16 protein-coding genes are annotated in these 16,164 nt (G+C 38.2%); 10 read left to right on the top strand and 6 right to left on the bottom strand.

Annotation, left to right across the window (positions count from 1 at the left end; all coding sequences use genetic code 11):
- Positions 1-143 precede the first annotated feature (143 nt).
- Together LEP1GSC202_RS17965 and LEP1GSC202_RS17960 are read left to right on the top strand one after the other, a co-directional pair.
- Complete coding sequence (locus LEP1GSC202_RS17965; protein ID WP_015679110.1) at positions 144-1,532, top strand: hypothetical protein; 1,389 nt, start codon at positions 144-146, stop codon at positions 1,530-1,532.
- 72 nt (positions 1,533-1,604) lie between these two features.
- Positions 1,605-2,408, top strand: a complete 804-nt coding sequence (locus LEP1GSC202_RS17960; protein WP_015679179.1) for a hypothetical protein — start codon at positions 1,605-1,607, stop codon at positions 2,406-2,408.
- 21 nt (positions 2,409-2,429) lie between these two features.
- Here the strand turns inward: LEP1GSC202_RS17960 and LEP1GSC202_RS17955 are convergent, their stop codons facing one another.
- The gene (locus LEP1GSC202_RS17955; protein WP_167321740.1) at positions 2,430-2,855 is read right to left on the bottom strand and encodes a CPBP family intramembrane glutamic endopeptidase; all 426 of its coding nucleotides are present in this window, start codon (positions 2,853-2,855) and stop codon (positions 2,430-2,432) included.
- Between the two features lie 56 nt (positions 2,856-2,911).
- On the opposite strand from LEP1GSC202_RS17955, the gene LEP1GSC202_RS17950 reads away from it, so the two are divergent.
- The 4 genes from LEP1GSC202_RS17950 (at position 2,912) to LEP1GSC202_RS17935 (ending at position 5,894) form a co-directional block, all read left to right on the top strand.
- Positions 2,912-3,184, top strand: coding sequence for a hypothetical protein (locus tag LEP1GSC202_RS17950; RefSeq protein ID WP_156825427.1), 273 nt, complete (start codon positions 2,912-2,914; stop codon positions 3,182-3,184).
- A gap of 275 nt (positions 3,185-3,459) precedes the next feature.
- A complete protein-coding gene (modA, locus tag LEP1GSC202_RS17945; protein ID WP_015679157.1) occupies positions 3,460-4,335 on the top strand; it encodes a molybdate ABC transporter substrate-binding protein in 876 nt (291 codons plus the stop codon).
- Positions 4,332-5,015 (top strand): molybdate ABC transporter permease subunit, encoded by a 684-nt coding sequence (modB, locus tag LEP1GSC202_RS17940; protein WP_015679143.1) that lies wholly within the window; start codon positions 4,332-4,334, stop codon positions 5,013-5,015. The genes modA and modB overlap by 4 nt, the downstream gene beginning before the upstream one ends.
- Positions 5,016-5,108: 93 nt before the next feature.
- Entirely contained in the window at positions 5,109-5,894 is a 786-nt protein-coding gene (locus LEP1GSC202_RS17935; RefSeq protein ID WP_167321738.1) for an ATP-binding cassette domain-containing protein, read from the top strand.
- Between the two features lie 152 nt (positions 5,895-6,046).
- On the opposite strand, the gene LEP1GSC202_RS17930 is transcribed toward LEP1GSC202_RS17935, so the two are convergent.
- Positions 6,047-6,751, bottom strand: coding sequence for an NADPH-dependent F420 reductase (locus LEP1GSC202_RS17930; protein ID WP_015679093.1), 705 nt, complete (start codon positions 6,749-6,751; stop codon positions 6,047-6,049).
- A 64-nt stretch (positions 6,752-6,815) separates the two neighbouring features.
- Here LEP1GSC202_RS17930 and LEP1GSC202_RS17925 point away from each other — a divergent pair, with 64 nt between their 5' ends.
- Entirely contained in the window at positions 6,816-7,205 is a 390-nt protein-coding gene (locus LEP1GSC202_RS17925) for a winged helix-turn-helix transcriptional regulator (protein WP_015679112.1), read from the top strand.
- A gap of 52 nt (positions 7,206-7,257) precedes the next feature.
- Here the strand turns inward: LEP1GSC202_RS17925 and LEP1GSC202_RS17920 are convergent, their stop codons facing one another.
- Positions 7,258-8,085 (bottom strand): type 1 glutamine amidotransferase domain-containing protein, encoded by an 828-nt coding sequence (locus LEP1GSC202_RS17920; protein WP_015679188.1) that lies wholly within the window; start codon positions 8,083-8,085, stop codon positions 7,258-7,260.
- A 314-nt stretch (positions 8,086-8,399) separates the two neighbouring features.
- Here LEP1GSC202_RS17920 and LEP1GSC202_RS17915 point away from each other — a divergent pair, with 314 nt between their 5' ends.
- The gene (locus LEP1GSC202_RS17915) at positions 8,400-10,646 is read left to right on the top strand and encodes a hypothetical protein (protein ID WP_015679106.1); all 2,247 of its coding nucleotides are present in this window, start codon (positions 8,400-8,402) and stop codon (positions 10,644-10,646) included.
- A 44-nt stretch (positions 10,647-10,690) separates the two neighbouring features.
- Entirely contained in the window at positions 10,691-12,139 is a 1,449-nt protein-coding gene (locus LEP1GSC202_RS17910) for a RecQ family ATP-dependent DNA helicase (protein WP_015679120.1), read from the top strand.
- Here LEP1GSC202_RS17910 and LEP1GSC202_RS17905 read toward each other — a convergent pair.
- The gene (locus LEP1GSC202_RS17905) at positions 12,136-12,432 is read right to left on the bottom strand and encodes a hypothetical protein (RefSeq protein WP_015679159.1); all 297 of its coding nucleotides are present in this window, start codon (positions 12,430-12,432) and stop codon (positions 12,136-12,138) included. The genes LEP1GSC202_RS17910 and LEP1GSC202_RS17905 overlap by 4 nt on opposite strands.
- A 142-nt stretch (positions 12,433-12,574) precedes the next feature.
- Here LEP1GSC202_RS17905 and LEP1GSC202_RS20290 point away from each other — a divergent pair, with 142 nt between their 5' ends.
- Positions 12,575-13,075 carry a hypothetical protein gene (locus LEP1GSC202_RS20290; RefSeq protein ID WP_015679121.1) on the top strand — a complete coding sequence of 167 codons (501 nt, stop codon included), beginning with the start codon at positions 12,575-12,577 and terminating at the stop codon, positions 13,073-13,075.
- A gap of 56 nt (positions 13,076-13,131) precedes the next feature.
- Here the strand turns inward: LEP1GSC202_RS20290 and LEP1GSC202_RS17895 are convergent, their stop codons facing one another.
- Together LEP1GSC202_RS17895 and katG are read right to left on the bottom strand one after the other, a co-directional pair.
- The gene (locus tag LEP1GSC202_RS17895; RefSeq protein WP_015679125.1) at positions 13,132-13,506 is read right to left on the bottom strand and encodes a high-potential iron-sulfur protein; all 375 of its coding nucleotides are present in this window, start codon (positions 13,504-13,506) and stop codon (positions 13,132-13,134) included.
- Between the two features lie 3 nt (positions 13,507-13,509).
- Entirely contained in the window at positions 13,510-15,735 is a 2,226-nt protein-coding gene (gene katG / locus LEP1GSC202_RS17890) for a catalase/peroxidase HPI (RefSeq protein ID WP_015679089.1), read from the bottom strand.
- Between the last annotated feature and the right edge of the window lie 429 nt (positions 15,736-16,164).

The raw sequence follows: 16,164 nt of genomic DNA, 5'->3' as shown, positions 1-16,164 counted from the left end.
ACGCCTCTAGTATATCGAGGTTTTTTATTAACAGAAAGCGTTTGCATTCTAAAATTGGATACAAAGCTCCTGTTACATTTGAAAATGAATTTCATGCCTATTCGTGAGTATATTTTTACTTAGGAACTTCAGTTGTACTCGCAGTGGGTGATGTAACACCAGCACAACTCTATGCATTTGAACAATCAAGTGGTACTGTCCCTGTGGGATGGAATGTATCCTTAACAACTGGCAATGCTTATACGGTAAAATTCCATCAAGATAAAATCATCATAGGCGGGGGATTCACTCAGGTCAATGGAGTTACGATGAATCGACTTGCCGTCTTAAACAACACCAATGGTGCGATCATAAATGGTTTTTCAGATCTCAATGCTAGTGATGAAATTGACTCTTCTATCATTGTGAATAATCAACTGATCTTCTTCGGAAAGTTCACCGTTGTCTCTGGTAGGGAAAGGAATTTTGCGGCCGCTATCGACTTAGACAACTATTCTCTTACTGATTTTAATCCCAATTTCAGTCAGGAAGGGAGTGTTGATACCAATAAATCTTGTTTGACTTCTGACAATCGTTTGGTTGTACCTGGGTATTTTACCTCCGCCAATGGAGTGAAACGACAAAATTTAGCAGAAATTAGTCGAATCACAGGAAAGGTGACTGATTGGAACCCCAAAGTTGATTTTGCGATCTTAAAAATTAAATCCTTTGGTTCCAAAATTTATATCACAGGATCTTTTACTACGTATAATGATGAACCAAAAACACAAGGGGTTGTCTCTATCAACCAAACTGACTTGAGTTTGTCGAGTGATCGATTTGATATGACACCAAACCCATATATCGAAGACCTTTATGTAGGTGAATCCAAGGTTTTTATGGGTGGATCGTTTGATTTTGCGCAAGGTGTTTCCCGTTACAATATGGTGGCATTTGATAAGGAGTCTGGATCTGTAGATACTGGTTGGAATGCATCCGTGACAAGTGGATCGGTAAGTTCGATTTTGGAAAACAATGGATTTTTGTATGTAGGAGGAGGGTTTGGTACGATCGGTGGTGCCGCTTCCAATTACATCCATCGAATCAATGCTTCCAATGGTCAATCCTCAGGTGTTTATTACCCAAGTTTACCTGATAACTCGGTTTCCACACAAGCACTCTGGAACAATCGATTGTACTTTGGTGGAACCTTTACCAATTTTGGACCTTATTTCGCTAGTTATGACCTAACATCTCCCACTCTTGAAACGACAGCACTCACATTCAATGCAGCAGTGCAAGATATGTTGATTATGGAAAACGGAAAAGCCTTTGTTCGTGGAACCTTTACGACAATCTCAGGAACACCTCGAAACCAATTTGCCGTTTTGGATTTGGTAAATGAAACAATCACGGGATTTGAACCCTTACGAAATGGCAACATCAATGGGTTTTCAAAAAATGGGAATGACGTCATTTTGTTTGGAGAATTCTCTCAATTGAATCGAAGGGTCAGAGGTGGGTTTGAAATTTTCTCCGATTCTCTTTTTTGATTCCACTTAGTTTTGAATTGCAAAAAATCTGAATGGATTCACAATCATACCCTTTGGGTTAGGTAAATCTTTATGGACAAAGTTTTTGCAACATGGGCCGAAATACTCGATTGGGTCATTTTTATTGGAACTTCTATTGCACTTGTTTTTTGGATTTTTGGTTTTCCTCTTTTTTACCAATCGGAGGGTCCGGTTCTATCCATCTTTACTGCCATCTCACTCTTAACGATCGTTAGTTTGCGAATTGCCACAAAACATTTCCACCTTTGGCCATTCACAGCCAATTTGGCTTTCCTTATGATAGTGGGTGGAGGGAATATTTCTTCGATACTGATGTTACTTTCTGCACCTGCCGTCCACATCAACCCCAAGTCAACACTTGTGATGACATCGATTTTTACTTCCATTGGACTTATCTTGTTTAGTTTTTATGAAATCCTTTTGTATTTGAGACGGACTCCGGATCGTTTTTGGATATTAGACGATATTTTGATCCACCTAGCGCTTGTTCCAGGAGGACTTAGCTTATTCGGTCATTTATTCCAAAATCCAAGTTATTTGAGTATGTCGATTGATCCAAGAGTAGGTGTCTCTCTTATAGAAATGTTTTTTATGGTTTTACTTTTTTTATCCACTATCCTTGGAAATCCCAACCTTTTCCTTTGGAAATTCCTAAAAGGTGGATTCTCCAACCAATTGGCTTTTGGAGTTCTCTTCACAAATCAATACATTGCTCCGATCGCATATCTTATGTTTGTCGGAAGTGGTGGGAAACTAAATACTTTTGGGCCAGAATTATATATATTTTTTGGTGGTGTGATCGCAACTTTGGGATTTTTATTATTCCAAGCCAAAATACAGGAAAACAAAATCTAAATCAATTGAATCGAACCGATTTTATAAATGGATGGATTTGGATCCAATCGGAGAGTTTTCAAAAACTCGTTTCAGTCCAAACAAAAACAAAAACATAAACATCCACGCGACTGCTCCAGTTACAAGCCTGTCTCCACCGAAAAACCAGTGTAAGTCGTGAGGAATCGGATCGACAAACATTTTTTGCATTTTGACTACATATACCCAACCTGCATGGATTCCAATTGGTAAGTACAGTGACCGAGTGTAAATCCAAGCATAGGATAAAGCATACCCAACAAAAAATAAACCAATCATTTCAGGTAATAATACGAATAAGTCCGTGATGGGACGAATGAAATGTGTGAGTGAAAAAAATAAACTGGTGATGATGGCAGCTTTTTTTTCGCCCCATTCTGAAACAAAGGATTGTAAAAGATACCCTCTGAAAAAAAAGTTCTTCGACAAAACCAATAAAAAATACAACTAACAAAAAATAAGCGCTAAAAAACCAATCATTGTTTGTGAATTCTTTTGGTGCCCAAGTGGAAACTCCAAAAATTACTTTTGTTGTGACGACGAGTGATAAAGAGATAATGCCGACTAAAAATCCTATCAACAATTCATTACGTCTTTTTCCAAATTGTTCCAAACCAAGAGAGGATATTGATTTTTTGTCTATTTTTTTACGAAACCAAATCAAGGAAAAAAAGAGGATGATGGTCGCGGTTCGAGAAAGGATTTTTGTGAAAGTGAATGGTTTTAATTCTACATTTGGATTTTGTGTTTGGAGGTAGTTTTGGAGATTGAACAATAATATGCTAATTGCTAAACTAACGCTGATTATGATGGCAAAAAAAATGGAAAATTTTTTAGATAGAGTCATAGGAACCAATCGTTATCTATTGGGAAAGATGGATTTTCGTATAGCATTGTTTTGTTCTCCAAACAAATTCAGATAAAAAAAAGGGATGTTTTCGATCCACATCTTCTAAAAATCTCTATGAATGGAGTTCAGAATTGTAAGACTAGACATTCGTTGGGATTTCGAATCTGTCAGAACCATCATTTTATGAAATTATTTCCTGTCGTAACCATTCCCTGGATCGTTTCGTTTCTCAGTTTACTTTCTTTTTTCCCAATTTTAATCGCACAAGTGAATCCAGTTGGAGTGGAAGAACATGATTCAGGTAAGGAAATTACAATTGCTGTTGCCGCCAATTTCAAAAACCCATTGGAAGAAATGAAAGTTTTGTTTCAAAAAAAATTCCCACATTGGAAAATCATCACTTTGTATGGTTCCTCTGGTCATTTAACAAACCAAATACGAAATGGTGCGAACGTAAATATTTTTTTATCAGCAGATTTAGACTTTCCGAATTCTTTATACGACGATGGGTTTTCTGATTCTCCACCAGAGGTGTATGCAGAAGGCATTTTGGTTTTGGTGTCCAACAATAGTTTAACTTCCTTCCAAAACATCGAACAAATTCTCGTATCGCCTAATACAAAATACATTGCCATCGCAAATCCAAGAACAGCCCCTTATGGAAAAGTTACTGTAGAATACTTGAAACATCTAGGAATCTTACAATCGATCGAAGCTAAATTGGTGTATGGAGAAAGTGTGACCCAGGTGAATCAATTTGTGTTCGCTTCTGCTGCTGACGTGGGTTTTACTTCTTATTCTTCGGTGAAAGCGAATGAAATGGATTGGAAAGATTGGAAACCATTGGATCCAAAAAAGGTCCCAAGCTTAAGACAAGGGAAACTACTTCTCAAACCACAAGGACCCATCACTGACGAAAAAAAATTGATCATGAAACAACTCTATGAGTTGATTGGTTCCAAAGAATTGGATCCAATACTAAAAAAGTATGGATATAAAATCCCAAATCGAAATTCAAAACGAAAAGATACTGGATCTAAAAGAGGTAAATCATTTTGATTGATACCTTACCCATTTGGTTGACGCTTCAATTGGCTGTTTTGACTACTTTGATTTTGGTTTTCATCACGATTCCTATCGCTTACGGACTTACCTATTCAGATTTTCGATTTCGAACCGTTTTGGAAACGGTTTTGAATTTACCTTTAGTCCTTCCGCCCACAGTAATTGGATTTTATTTGCTCATCCTGTTTAGCCCAAAGCATTTGTTAGGTGAATGGTTGGATGAATTTTTTCAGATACGATTGACCTTTAGTTTTTTGGGAATCCTTTTGGGTTCCATTATATTCAATCTTCCTTTTATGTTACAATCAATCCAGGTTGGATTTTTATCAGTTCCAAAAGCAATGATTGAAACAGGAATTGCGCTGGGAAAATCTAAGTGGACCATACTCTACCGGATCATTTTACCAAATTGTAAATTTTCTATTTTTACAGGGATGGTTCTCAGTTTTACACACACGATAGGTGAATTTGGTGTGGTGTTACTGATTGGAGGAAGCATTCCCGGGAAAACAAAGGTGGCTTCGATTGCTATTTTTGAAGAGGTGGAGGCTATGAATTATTCAAATGCCCACCTCTATTCTTTTATTTTACTCTGTATAAGTTTTATATCGTTATTCATTTTATTCCTATGGAAACGGAATGGATTGTTGTTTTCCCTTGATAGGTCTTCTTAATCCCCACTTGTCATGATCGATATACAAATAGAAAAAACTTTCCCATCGAAAGGAGTTCCACCTGTTCAACTCTCTTTTCAATGTAAAATTCCATTGAAAGAAATAAGTGCTTTTTTTGGAGAATCGGGAGTTGGAAAAAGTTCTCTTTTCAAAATGTTGGCGGGACTCCTCCTTCCGGATCGTGGGAAAATCATTGTTTCAGACGAAGTATGGTTTGATTCAGAAAAACAAATCAACCTTCCCATTGCAAAACGATCCCTCTCGGTCATGTTTCCCGATCACAGTTTGTTTCCTAATATGAATGTAATGGATAACCTTCAATTTTCGATTCCCAATGGAAAAGTTGATGAAACCCTTTTTTTAGAATTGGTAACCATCGCAGAGATCCATTCCATTTTACAAAAATCGATCACAGAACTTTCCAGTGGACAAAAACAGAGAGTGGCAATTGTACGGAGTATTTTACAAAAACCAAGTTTACTCTTGTTAGATGAACCTTTTTCATCTTTGGATGGAAGGCTTCGTGAGAAACTTCTTTTCTTTGTTCGAGACCTTCAAAAAAAATGGGGAATGACTGTACTTTTCATTAGCCATGAAATTCCAGAATTGATCCAAATCGCAAAACAAGTATTTGTTTTAGAAAATGGACAGGTCAATCGTTTTGGAAATCCAATTCAGATCTTTTCCACGAATGGTAAAGGGGAAATAAAGGGAGAAGTAATAGCAATTGATTTGGTGGATAAAGGAAATTCTATTTGGATCCCTAACCAGTTGGTTCACCTTCCTTTCTCTATAAAACAACCAAAAGGAAAAAAGACCCAAATAAATCAAAACCAAGTTGGGGAAATCGTAAAAGGCCAATTCAAACTGGATCAGTAATCGAATTATGGCATTTAACTAGCGTTAGGGACAGGGAGGGCTTGGTCCCTTGGGACGGGAGCGTTAGCGAACCCCGGACTGGCCCGACCCAGATTTGGAAATTTTTTTATGTGAATTTAAATCGGGAACGCCCTATGGATCATGGGATGGGACTAGTTGTTTCGTTTTAATAATTTGAATCCAATGTCTCTTCCTTGTTTTTGAAACATGGCGAGGTTGATCCAAAACAATGCAAACTCTTCCATCAGAAAAAAGCGATCATTGCCACCAACATCATAACATTCAGCAAAACCTAAATCGAGTGCCAATTGTTTTGCGATCGTTTTCCCTCGGGTAGAATCGCCAGCTACAAATAAATCGATAACTTGGTCACCAAACACTGGGTTTGTTAAATGGTTGGCCCCTGTTGTATTAAAACACTTAACAACATCCTTTGTATTTGTATGTTTTAAGATGATTTCGGTTGTGGATTGTTCACTTTGGTTTGGAGATCTTTGTATGGTGTTCATGGTGTCGATGATGACCTTACCTGTTGTATCACCAAGTGACTTTGTGACATGGATGACTTCTTTTGCGGGAGTTGAAAGGACAATCACTTCTGCAAGTTTTGTTGCATCTGCAATTGGATGGACTGTAACAGAAGGTAGTTGTAATAATTCTTTTCCTTTGAATTGGTTTGGATCTCGAACACCGAGCAGTATCTCATGACCTTGTTTTGACCAACCCTCCGCCAAAGCTCCGCCAACATTTCCAGTACCAATGATTGCAATTTTCATGATTTTCCACCTTTCTGATTGATAACTATTTTCATAATCAGTTGAAATCCATTTTGCAATTCCTAAAATTTTCAATTTCAAAAATTTTGATTGATACCATCGTTTTTGGTAATATACTTACGATTAAGTAAGCAGAGAGGGAAAAATGCCAGAATTTAAATACAAAGGGAAATTATACTACAATCCAGTTGAATTCGTTTTGGATTGGATTGGTGGTGCTTGGAAAATGCCCATTCTTTGGCGACTTCGTGAAAAAACACTGCGGTATAGTGAAATCAAGAAAACATTGAGTCATATTTCGGATAAGATGCTTGCGCAATCACTACGTGAGTTAGAAGAAAATGGACTGGTGAATCGGAAAGTTTTTGCAGTGGTGCCACCACACACTGAGTATTCTTTAACGGATTTAGGTAAAAAGACAATCCCCATCATACTTTCGTTACGTGAACTTGGTATCAGTTTTATGAAAACATCTGGAGCTTATACCGAAGATTTGGAATTCTTCCCGAATGCAAAATCAATAAAAAAGAAATGAGAAAACCCACCTCTCTTAAAATTGAAAGAGATGGGCATTTGAATCATAACGATTACTTGTTAAGAGTTTGGACCAAAAGTTTTGCTGCGGCTTCGCCTGAGTTTTGCTGTTGTCCTGTGATCAGGTATCCATCTCTTATTGCATAAGAAGAAAAGGGTTCCGCCACTTTGAATGTTGTGTTTTGCAGTTTTTTTGCTTCCGTTTCAATTCGGTAAGGTTGGATTTTTTGACCCACTGCTTTGTCTGCAAAATCTTCTTCCGCATCGGCAAATCCAGTCCAGGTTTTTCCAGTCACTAATAGTTCTCCATTCGACTTTTTTGTTTCTAAGAGTATGGTTGTAGAATGGCAAACGGCAGCCGCTGGTTTATTGTTTTCATAAAAAGAAACAAATAATTTTTGTAAGCTGTCATTGCCTTTGTAAGTATACATAGGGCCTTGGCCACCTACTAAAAATATCGCATCGTACTCATTTTCCTTTACATCACTTAATTTTTTTGTATTTAGCAAAGATTGCATGAATTCTTTTTTTTGCAAATAACCAAGGGAGATGACATCGTGGGAAGAATATCCACTTGGATCAGTAGGATTGGAATAAGAATCCATTTCTACTTTTCCACCTTGTGTTGATGCCAAATCAATCGAATAACCTGCTTCTTGGAACACTCTCATGGGATGGGTGAGTTCTGCTGCCCAAAATCCAATGGGCCATCCAGTTTGTTTGGATATGCTTGGGCTACTCAAAACCATAAGGATTTTCCCTTTGTTTGGTGCTCCATGGAAATGTACGTATGACTTGGTTTCAACCGGTGAATGGTTTCCTATGCAAAAGGCAAAAGAAAACAAAATCAAAACAAATAATGTGTGTAAGATTAACTTCATTGCAATACTCCTAAAAATCTTTTTTTGCAGAATTCATTTTATCTAAGATTCTGGAGAGACACGTCAATCAAACAAAGATGAATTTTTGATTGTTTGGGAAGTACTGTGTCATATGAAAGTTACTAACGTAAAAGTAATCAAATATAAATATGCGCATATTTTTTTAAGTTTGAATGTGATTTAACTGAATCGAAGGTCAAATCAGTATCGATTTTGTTTTAGTGAATTTCTCAAATTGTTATGTGGTAAAAAAAGAATCATAAGTTTCTCTTAGGTTGACATAAATCGTTAACTGATATTTTAATGGTAATACAATGCATAAAATTTATACATTGATTTCGATCTTTCTTTTGTATTTTTCTTGCCGTAGTTCCGATTTAGAAAATGCATGTGATCCATTTTCAAATTCTTTTTTGAATACAATTGTAGCGAAACTCTTGACGGGAGACAAAAGCCCACACTGCGGTATCGGTTTTGGATTTGGTTCTCCTGATTATTGGATTACTGATTCACAGGTTACTTCAATTCACATAGCACATAACAGAATCTATATTGGTGGCACATTCCAACATGTTGGTCCTAATACTGGGTCCGCTGCAGTCATTGATTCATCTACACAAAAACTTGTATCTAAAAATCTCTGTCCATATCTAGAAGTTGATGGATCTGTATATTCGAGTTTGGATGACGGGAGTGGAGGTTTTTACATTGGGGGAATTTTTACCACTGTCCAAGGATTTTCCATCGAAAACTTAGCTCATATCCTTCCAAACTGCAAAGTAGACCCGAGTTTTAAACCAACACCAGATGGTAATGTGAGGGCAATTGTGAAGAAGGATAATGACCTATATATTGGCGGAGTTTTCAATCAGGTGGGTTCTGTCAGTAGGCCATACGTTGCAAAAATCAATGCTTCCACTGGTGAATTGGATACTTCATGGGTTCCTGGACTTACCAATGGTGCAGTTTGGGCATTAGCACTCTATAATGATCGATTGTATGTTGGTGGCGAATTTTCGTCGTTAGCTGGTGCAGCAAGGCAGTCTTTCGGAGCCATTAATATTGCCGATGCAAGTGTGAATTCGTTTATTCTGAATACTGGCGGCTTAGAAAAAGTTTTAACTCTGTTTTTAAAAAACAACTCACTCTTTGTTGGGGGAGATTTTACAACCTTTGGGGGAAGTGCAAGAGGGGCACTCGCAGAGATTGATGTCCTCAACGAAACCCTAATGCCTTGGAATCCGAATATCAGTGGTGGAGGTTTTCTCTATGATATCTATGCCACTGATACGCAAATCTATGTCGGTGGTTCGTTTTCGACGATCGGTGGGAATGCGAGAAATAATGTCGCTGCCTTTACGATCGGCAATACCACGAGCAATTCTTGGAACCCAAATCTTGATGGAGTAGTCGATGCTATTTACGAAATGAATGGGGTCGTGTATATGGGAGGGTTTTTTTCTAGCATTGGAGGACGAGAGCAGTCGTATGTGGGGGCAGTAGATGCTATCAGCGGTGCTTTTTTTGAAGCCTTCACACCGGTGACTCAAAATCCAATTTTTACCTTTCATAAAATTGGAAACAACTTACTCATGGGAGGGAGTTTTCGCCTTTTTGAAGGACGAAAACGATTGAACGCAGCTTCATTTGATATAACCACAGGTATGGTCACTGATTGGGATCCAAAGCCGGATTCCTTTCCCTCACTCATACGTTCTGATGAACAGTATGTATATCTGGTTGGGAGTTTTAACACCCTGTATGATGGCGTTTCAAGGCCTTATTTCGCACAAACCAAAAAGGATACGGGAGAACCTACAGATTTCTATTTGGATTTCAATAGTGCGATTCTTAATGATCTCATGATTACAAACGATACTTTAATTGCCGCTGGTTCATTCAGTGAAATTGAAGGCATCACCAAACCGAATTTAGCTGCATATTCCTTTTCTAACAATGAGGTACTCAATTGGTCACCTAATCCAAATTCTACTGTCTATGGAATGCGTATGTTTGCTGGTAATCTCTTCGCTGTTGGTAGTTTTGTTTCAATCGGAGGGATAACAACAGGTGGAGTTGCAAAATTCAATCCATTATTGCAAATCGATTCAAATTTTACCTGTACAAATGATGCAACACTTATGTATGATCTTACTGTTTCTGGTAATTCTATGATCGTATCTGGCGATTTTTCATTGTTCAATACAGAATCGCGTAGCCAAACTGCACTCATTGAAGCAAACAATTGTGGGAATTTAGGGCCAACTTATACCATCGATAATGGTGTTTATAATATGGATTCCAATGAAAATGCATTCTTCCTATCGGGTCCATTTACGACAGTTAATGGACTTACTCGAACCAATGTTGTCAAAATTGATAAGGAAACATTTTCCGTTTCCGATTGGAATGTCAAAGTTGATGTTGGATCTGGAACTGCAGATCGTATCATTCTACACCAAGACAAAGTTTTCATTTCAGGTGGTTTCCAAAAAATCAATGGTCGACTGCGTACTGGATTTGCCGTTTTAAACCAAAATTCTGGCCAACTCATCCTATAAAAAACAACTTACTTTTTGCCCACTCTCAATGAGAGTGGCTAATGATGGTTGATGGATCAATTTTAGCTAAGTTTGGAATCAAAAGTTTTCGAGGCAATCAGGAAAAGATCATCAATCATTTGTTAAATGGTGGAAATTCCCTTGTTCTGATGCCGACTGGCATGGGAAAATCGATTTGTTACCAAATTCCGGCCCTCATTTTAGAAGGAACATGTATTGTCATATCTCCTCTGATAGCTTTAATGAAGGACCAAGTGGATTCTCTTTCCAAAAAAGGAATCCAAGCTACTTTTATCAATTCTAGTTTAAGTCGTTCTGAAAGGTTAGAACGTTACAAAGGCCTAAAAGAAAATTTATTCAAACTAGTATATGTATCACCAGAACGATTCCAAAAAAAAGAATTCCTTGAAGTTATTCAATCGATTCCAATTTCTTTACTTGCCATTGACGAAGCACATTGCATCAGCCAGTGGGGACATGACTTTCGTCCAGATTATAAAAAAATTCGTTGGTTTCGGGAATTATTACGTTTTCCGCGCACCATTGCGTTAACAGCAACAGCCTCTTTACGAGTACAGTCCGATATCATCACCCAAATGGGATTAGATTCAGAAGAGATCAAGGTTTTTGACGATGGACTCTTTCGACCAAATTTATTTTTAACCGTTGAACAGTTTTATGATGAAGAGTCCAAATACAAACAATTGCTCGAAGAATTAAAAACAAAAGTTGGAGTTTCCATTGTTTACTTTAGTTTGATCCAGGATTTGGAATCCTTTAGCAATTGGTTGGATACCAAACAAATCAAACACTTAGTATACCATGGCAAAAGGTCAAACCAAGATCGAAAGAATACCTTGTCGCGTTTTTTAAAGGCAGAGGAAGTCATTTTACTTTCTACCAATGCATTTGGTATGGGAGTTGATAAAGCCAATGTGAGAAATGTTTTTCATATGCAAATCCCAGGGAGTATTGAGGCCTATTACCAAGAAATTGGAAGAGCGGGAAGGGATGGGGAACCTTCTTATTGTAAACTATATTATTCAGAAGATGATTTGGCAATCCAGATGGATTTTATCGACTGGCAAAACCCAGACATTTCATACTTAAAAAAACTTTACCAACTGATTTCTCAAAAACAAAACCAATTGTCGGCACTGGATTATGATTCCATACAATCCCATATGACATTCAAAAATAGGTCAGACCACCGCGTTCAAACTGCCATCAATCTTCTTTCAAGTGTTGGTCTGATCTCAGGGGATTTGGAACGGGGAACCATCCAATTGGAAAAAGAATGGGACGATTCATTCTTTTCCAAACAAGAGTTAGAATCAAAAAAGAAAGAAGGTGGAAAACGCCTTTACCAAATGCTTCAGTATACCAAAACAAATGATTGTCGAAGGAAATTTATCCACCAATACTTTGATTCACCCTTTGTTTCTTGTGGGAATTGTGATTATTGTGTAAATCTAGTGCCAAACGTAAATTAGGCGGCTTTAAATGTTTCGAACACTGTTTTGTTTGGTTGGTAATAATACCTTGTTTTTTCTCTCGATAAATTTTGAATTGAAGTTTGGATGTATTCTTCTTTGGTGATACCCATAGGAATCAATCGAAATAAATCACGAAATTTCAAAGTGGGAGGCACATTAAATTCCCAACAGATTTCTTCTTCGATTGCAAGCAAACTTTCCAATAATTCTTTGTTTTGGGGATAAGTTTCCATTTCTGCAAATTTGGATGCATCAAAGTATTCTTCTAAAAGTGATTCTACGTAATCCATAATTGACCTCTTCTGTAATCCAGATTACCTGGTGCCTCGGACAAATTGGATAGGTTAGGGAAAAAATTCCAAAAAAAATGATAGAATTTTTTAGTTCTCCAATGCATGATTTCCAACAAATTCTCACAAACTAGGTATTTCCATGGTCTTCATTCGTTTCATAGGATTTGTATTTCTAATCCAATTGGCGTTATTTTCCAATTGTTCATCACCTCCAACCCAAATCACAGAAACTCCTATCGTAGAAAAAGAGAAAGTAAACGAAAGGAATTGGTCTATAAGCCCAAAGTGTTGTACGCTTTCCGCTAGGTTTTTAGGAGTAGTGGTTCTCGATCAAATCTGTGTGAGTGAAACTGAAACAAAGTTAAAATTACATACAACAGATTGGAAACGAGTCTGTGTGTTAAAAGAAGGGATGGTGTTTCGCGATGAAAGTGGAAATCAGTACCCATTTTTAAAAGCAGAAGGTGTCGACCTATGTCCAAAACGAACGAAAATGAAAGACCAAGATTTCTATTTGGTATTTACAAGTTTTTCTCCTAATGCCATTTCCTTTGATTTAATCGAAGATAAAAATGCGAAACATGCACACAAACCTTGGGTTTTTGAAAAGGTGGATGTTTCGAATTGTGAATGGAAATAAATTTGATCCAATCACTTAAATCCTTCTGTGTTTAGAAAAAGGATTGGACCAAGGATTTATGATTTTTTTGACCAAGCGGAACACCAACCTTGATTGGATACAACTCCCGCAGATAAGATATTACATTTGCCCCAACCATCATTTAATTTTGTAAACTGAGCACAGTGTAAACAAATTTGATTTTTCGACTGAGGTAATTTTCTATCTGGGAACAACGTAAAGTCGGTGTCATTTGCATTCTGGTGGAAACCTAATGCCTGTGCTGTGGGATCATTCTCTGCTACTGGCGTTGTACCTTCTGGTAAAGGAAAAGAGGGATTTTCTTTTTTCTTTTCTTTTCCTAAAAGGACACTCTCCCCCAGAACAAGGGAGAGTGTAGTAGAAAGAACAATCGATTTCAAAAGAAATTGTTTGCGATTGTATTGTTTCATTTTTTATTTTACGTCAAATCGATCCAACATCATCACTTTGTTCCATGCCGAAACAAAGTCTTTTACAAACTTTTCTTTTGCATCATCTGCGGCATATACTTCAGCTACTGCTCTTAATTCGGAATGAGATCCAAAGATCAAATCAACAGAAGTTGCAGTCCATCGTTTGTTGCCTGTTTTGCGGTCTAGACCTTCGTAAATTCCTTCTGTTTGTGAAGATTTTTGCCATTTTGTAGACATATCCAAAAGGTTTACGAAAAAGTCATTGGATAACACACCTGGTTTGGTAGTAAGAATTCCATGTTTTGACTTTCCCGAGTTTGCATCCAAAGTTCGCATTCCACCGAGTAAAACTGTCATTTCTGGAATAGAAAGTGACAACATATTCGCTCGGTCGACTAACATTTCGGTAGGTGACATGTAGTTTCCAGGTCCGTAGTAGTTACGGAAGGCATCCGCTTTTGGTTCCAATACAGAAAAAGAATATTCATCCGTTTGTTCGATGGTGGCATCAGTCCTTCCTGGTGTAAATGGAACTGTTATCTTAACTCCAGCTTTTTTTGCTGCTTCTTCTACGGCAGCGTTTCCTGCAAGGACGATGAGATCTGCAAGGGATATCTTACTCCCAGATTTGTTGAATTCATCTTGGATTTGTTCCAATTTCTTCAAAACCTTTGTGAGCTCTTCTGGATCATTGACTGGCCAATTTTTTTGGGGAGCGAGTCTTATGCGAGCTCCGTTCGCACCGCCTCTCATATCCGTGCTTCGGAAACTAGCGGCAGATGCCCAAGCTGTTCTCACAAGTTGTGGTATGGTAAGCCCGGACTTAAGAATTTTGCCTTTGAGGGCTTCCACTTCTCTTGCACCAACTAACTTATGTGTTACGGCAGGAACAGGGTCTTGCCAAATCAATGGTTCTTTAGGTAAATCTTTCCCGATATAACGAGTGAGAGGTCCCATATCTCTGTGGGTTAGTTTAAACCAAGCTTTTGCGAAAGCCAGTTCGAATTCTTTCGGGTTTTCTTGGAATCGTTTAGCGATCACTTTATAACTTGGATCAAATTTTAATGCCAAGTCAGTTGTGAACATGATAGGAGCGTGGCGTAACGATTTGTCATGTGCATCTGGAACCATATTCGCACCGGCTCCATCTTTTGGAATCCATTGGATAGCACCTGCAGGACTTTTTGTTTGCACCCACTCGAAACCAAAAAGGTTATTGAGGTATTGTGTTGTCCACTTTGTTGGGTTCGCAGTCCAAGCACCTTCTAATCCACTTGTGATAGTGTCTTCTGCATTGCCTTTTTTGTAATTATTTTTCCAACCAAATCCTTGTTCTTCGATCCCTGCTGCTGCTGGTTCTTTTCCGACATGTTTCGATGGGTCTGCTTTACCATGTGCTTTTCCAAATGTATGTCCACCAGCAATGAGTGCTACCGTTTCTTCATCGTTCATAGCCATACGACCAAAGGTTTCACGAATGTCTTTAGCGGCTGCTAGTGGGTCTGGATTTCCATTTGGTCCTTCTGGGTTCACGTAAATTAATCCCATTTGTACGGCAGCGAGTGGATTTTTTAATTCTCGATTGCCTTTATACCTTTCATCTTCTAAGAATTTTTTTTCAGGTCCCCAGTACACTAAGTCTGCTTCCCAATCATCAGTCCTTCCACCAGCAAAACCATAGGTTTTAAATCCCATGGATTCTAGAGCAACGTTACCCGTTAACACCATGAGGTCAGCCCAAGAGATTTTTTTACCGTATTTCTTTTTAATCGGCCATAACAATCTACGAGCTTTGTCGAGGTTGGCATTGTCTGGCCAACTGTTGAGTGGCTCAAAACGTTGTTGGCCACCACCAGCACCTCCACGTCCATCGAAGATCCGATAGGTTCCCGCACTATGCCATGCCATACGGATGAAAAAAGGCCCGTAATGGCCATAATCAGCTGGCCACCAATCTTGCGAGGTCGTCATAACTGTTTTGATTTCTTGTTTCAGGGTTTGGATGTCCAAATCCTTAAATTCTTTGGCGTAGTTGAATTGGCGTCCCAGAGGGTTTGATTCGGATGCATGTTGTCGGAGTGGAGCCAAGTCCAAACGTTCTGGCCACCAAAATTGGTTGGGTATATTTTGACGGTCCATCCCAGTGGTTTCCTTGGTATCAGCGGCGCCAACAGGCCCAAGCACCAATACAAGGAGGGCGATTGTGAAACGGGTTCTATTTCTCATACTGACCTTCTCTTTCTAGATTTAGTTTAAATTTAGATTTAGTCCAAATGAAAAGGCAAGCAAAATTTTTAGATTCAATCTAAATTTCCGTCGGGCATAGCTTTCTTGAAGAGAAATGTCAACTGGATAGGAAAATTTTTCTGAATTCAATTCTCCAATGGATTTTGAGAAGGTCTCGTCATTGGATGCGTTTGGATGTGTTTGGATGGAAATTTGCTATGGGAGATAAGTATGCACTAAGAGCAAATGATCTGCGAGGGAAAATTTTCTCTTACGGGAAGGATTCATTGGGTAAAAATTTTTTTGGAACGTAAAATTTCAGTGAATAGAATTTTTTCATCTATATCGGAATGGATACCGGCCCGAAATGGTTCCCCCGACGATTCGTACGATATGCGGTAGAATTGATCCGAAAGGGAAAAAATCCAT

The sequence above is a fragment of the Leptospira yanagawae serovar Saopaulo str. Sao Paulo = ATCC 700523 genome, assembly GCF_000332475.2.
Lineage (GTDB): Bacteria > Spirochaetota > Leptospiria > Leptospirales > Leptospiraceae > Leptospira_A > Leptospira_A yanagawae.
This window is presented reverse-complemented; position numbering and strand designations above follow the sequence as displayed.

What these genes read in the sequence shown, in the direction of transcription:
- LEP1GSC202_RS17960 (WP_015679179.1), top strand. Translation starts at nt 1,605, where the DNA reads ATGGACAAAGTTTTTGCAACATGGGCCGAAATACTCGATTGGGTCATT.
- modA (WP_015679157.1), top strand. Translation starts at nt 3,460, where the DNA reads ATGAAATTATTTCCTGTCGTAACCATTCCCTGGATCGTTTCGTTTCTC.
- LEP1GSC202_RS17925 (WP_015679112.1), top strand. Translation starts at nt 6,816, where the DNA reads ATGCCAGAATTTAAATACAAAGGGAAATTATACTACAATCCAGTTGAA.
- LEP1GSC202_RS17920 (WP_015679188.1), bottom strand. Translation starts at nt 8,085, where the DNA reads ATGAAGTTAATCTTACACACATTATTTGTTTTGATTTTGTTTTCTTTT.
- LEP1GSC202_RS17915 (WP_015679106.1), top strand. Translation starts at nt 8,400, where the DNA reads ATGCATAAAATTTATACATTGATTTCGATCTTTCTTTTGTATTTTTCT.
- LEP1GSC202_RS17910 (WP_015679120.1), top strand. Translation starts at nt 10,691, where the DNA reads ATGGTTGATGGATCAATTTTAGCTAAGTTTGGAATCAAAAGTTTTCGA.
- LEP1GSC202_RS17905 (WP_015679159.1), bottom strand. Translation starts at nt 12,432, where the DNA reads ATGGATTACGTAGAATCACTTTTAGAAGAATACTTTGATGCATCCAAA.
- LEP1GSC202_RS20290 (WP_015679121.1), top strand. Translation starts at nt 12,575, where the DNA reads ATGGTCTTCATTCGTTTCATAGGATTTGTATTTCTAATCCAATTGGCG.
- LEP1GSC202_RS17895 (WP_015679125.1), bottom strand. Translation starts at nt 13,506, where the DNA reads ATGAAACAATACAATCGCAAACAATTTCTTTTGAAATCGATTGTTCTT.
- katG (WP_015679089.1), bottom strand. Translation starts at nt 15,735, where the DNA reads ATGAGAAATAGAACCCGTTTCACAATCGCCCTCCTTGTATTGGTGCTT.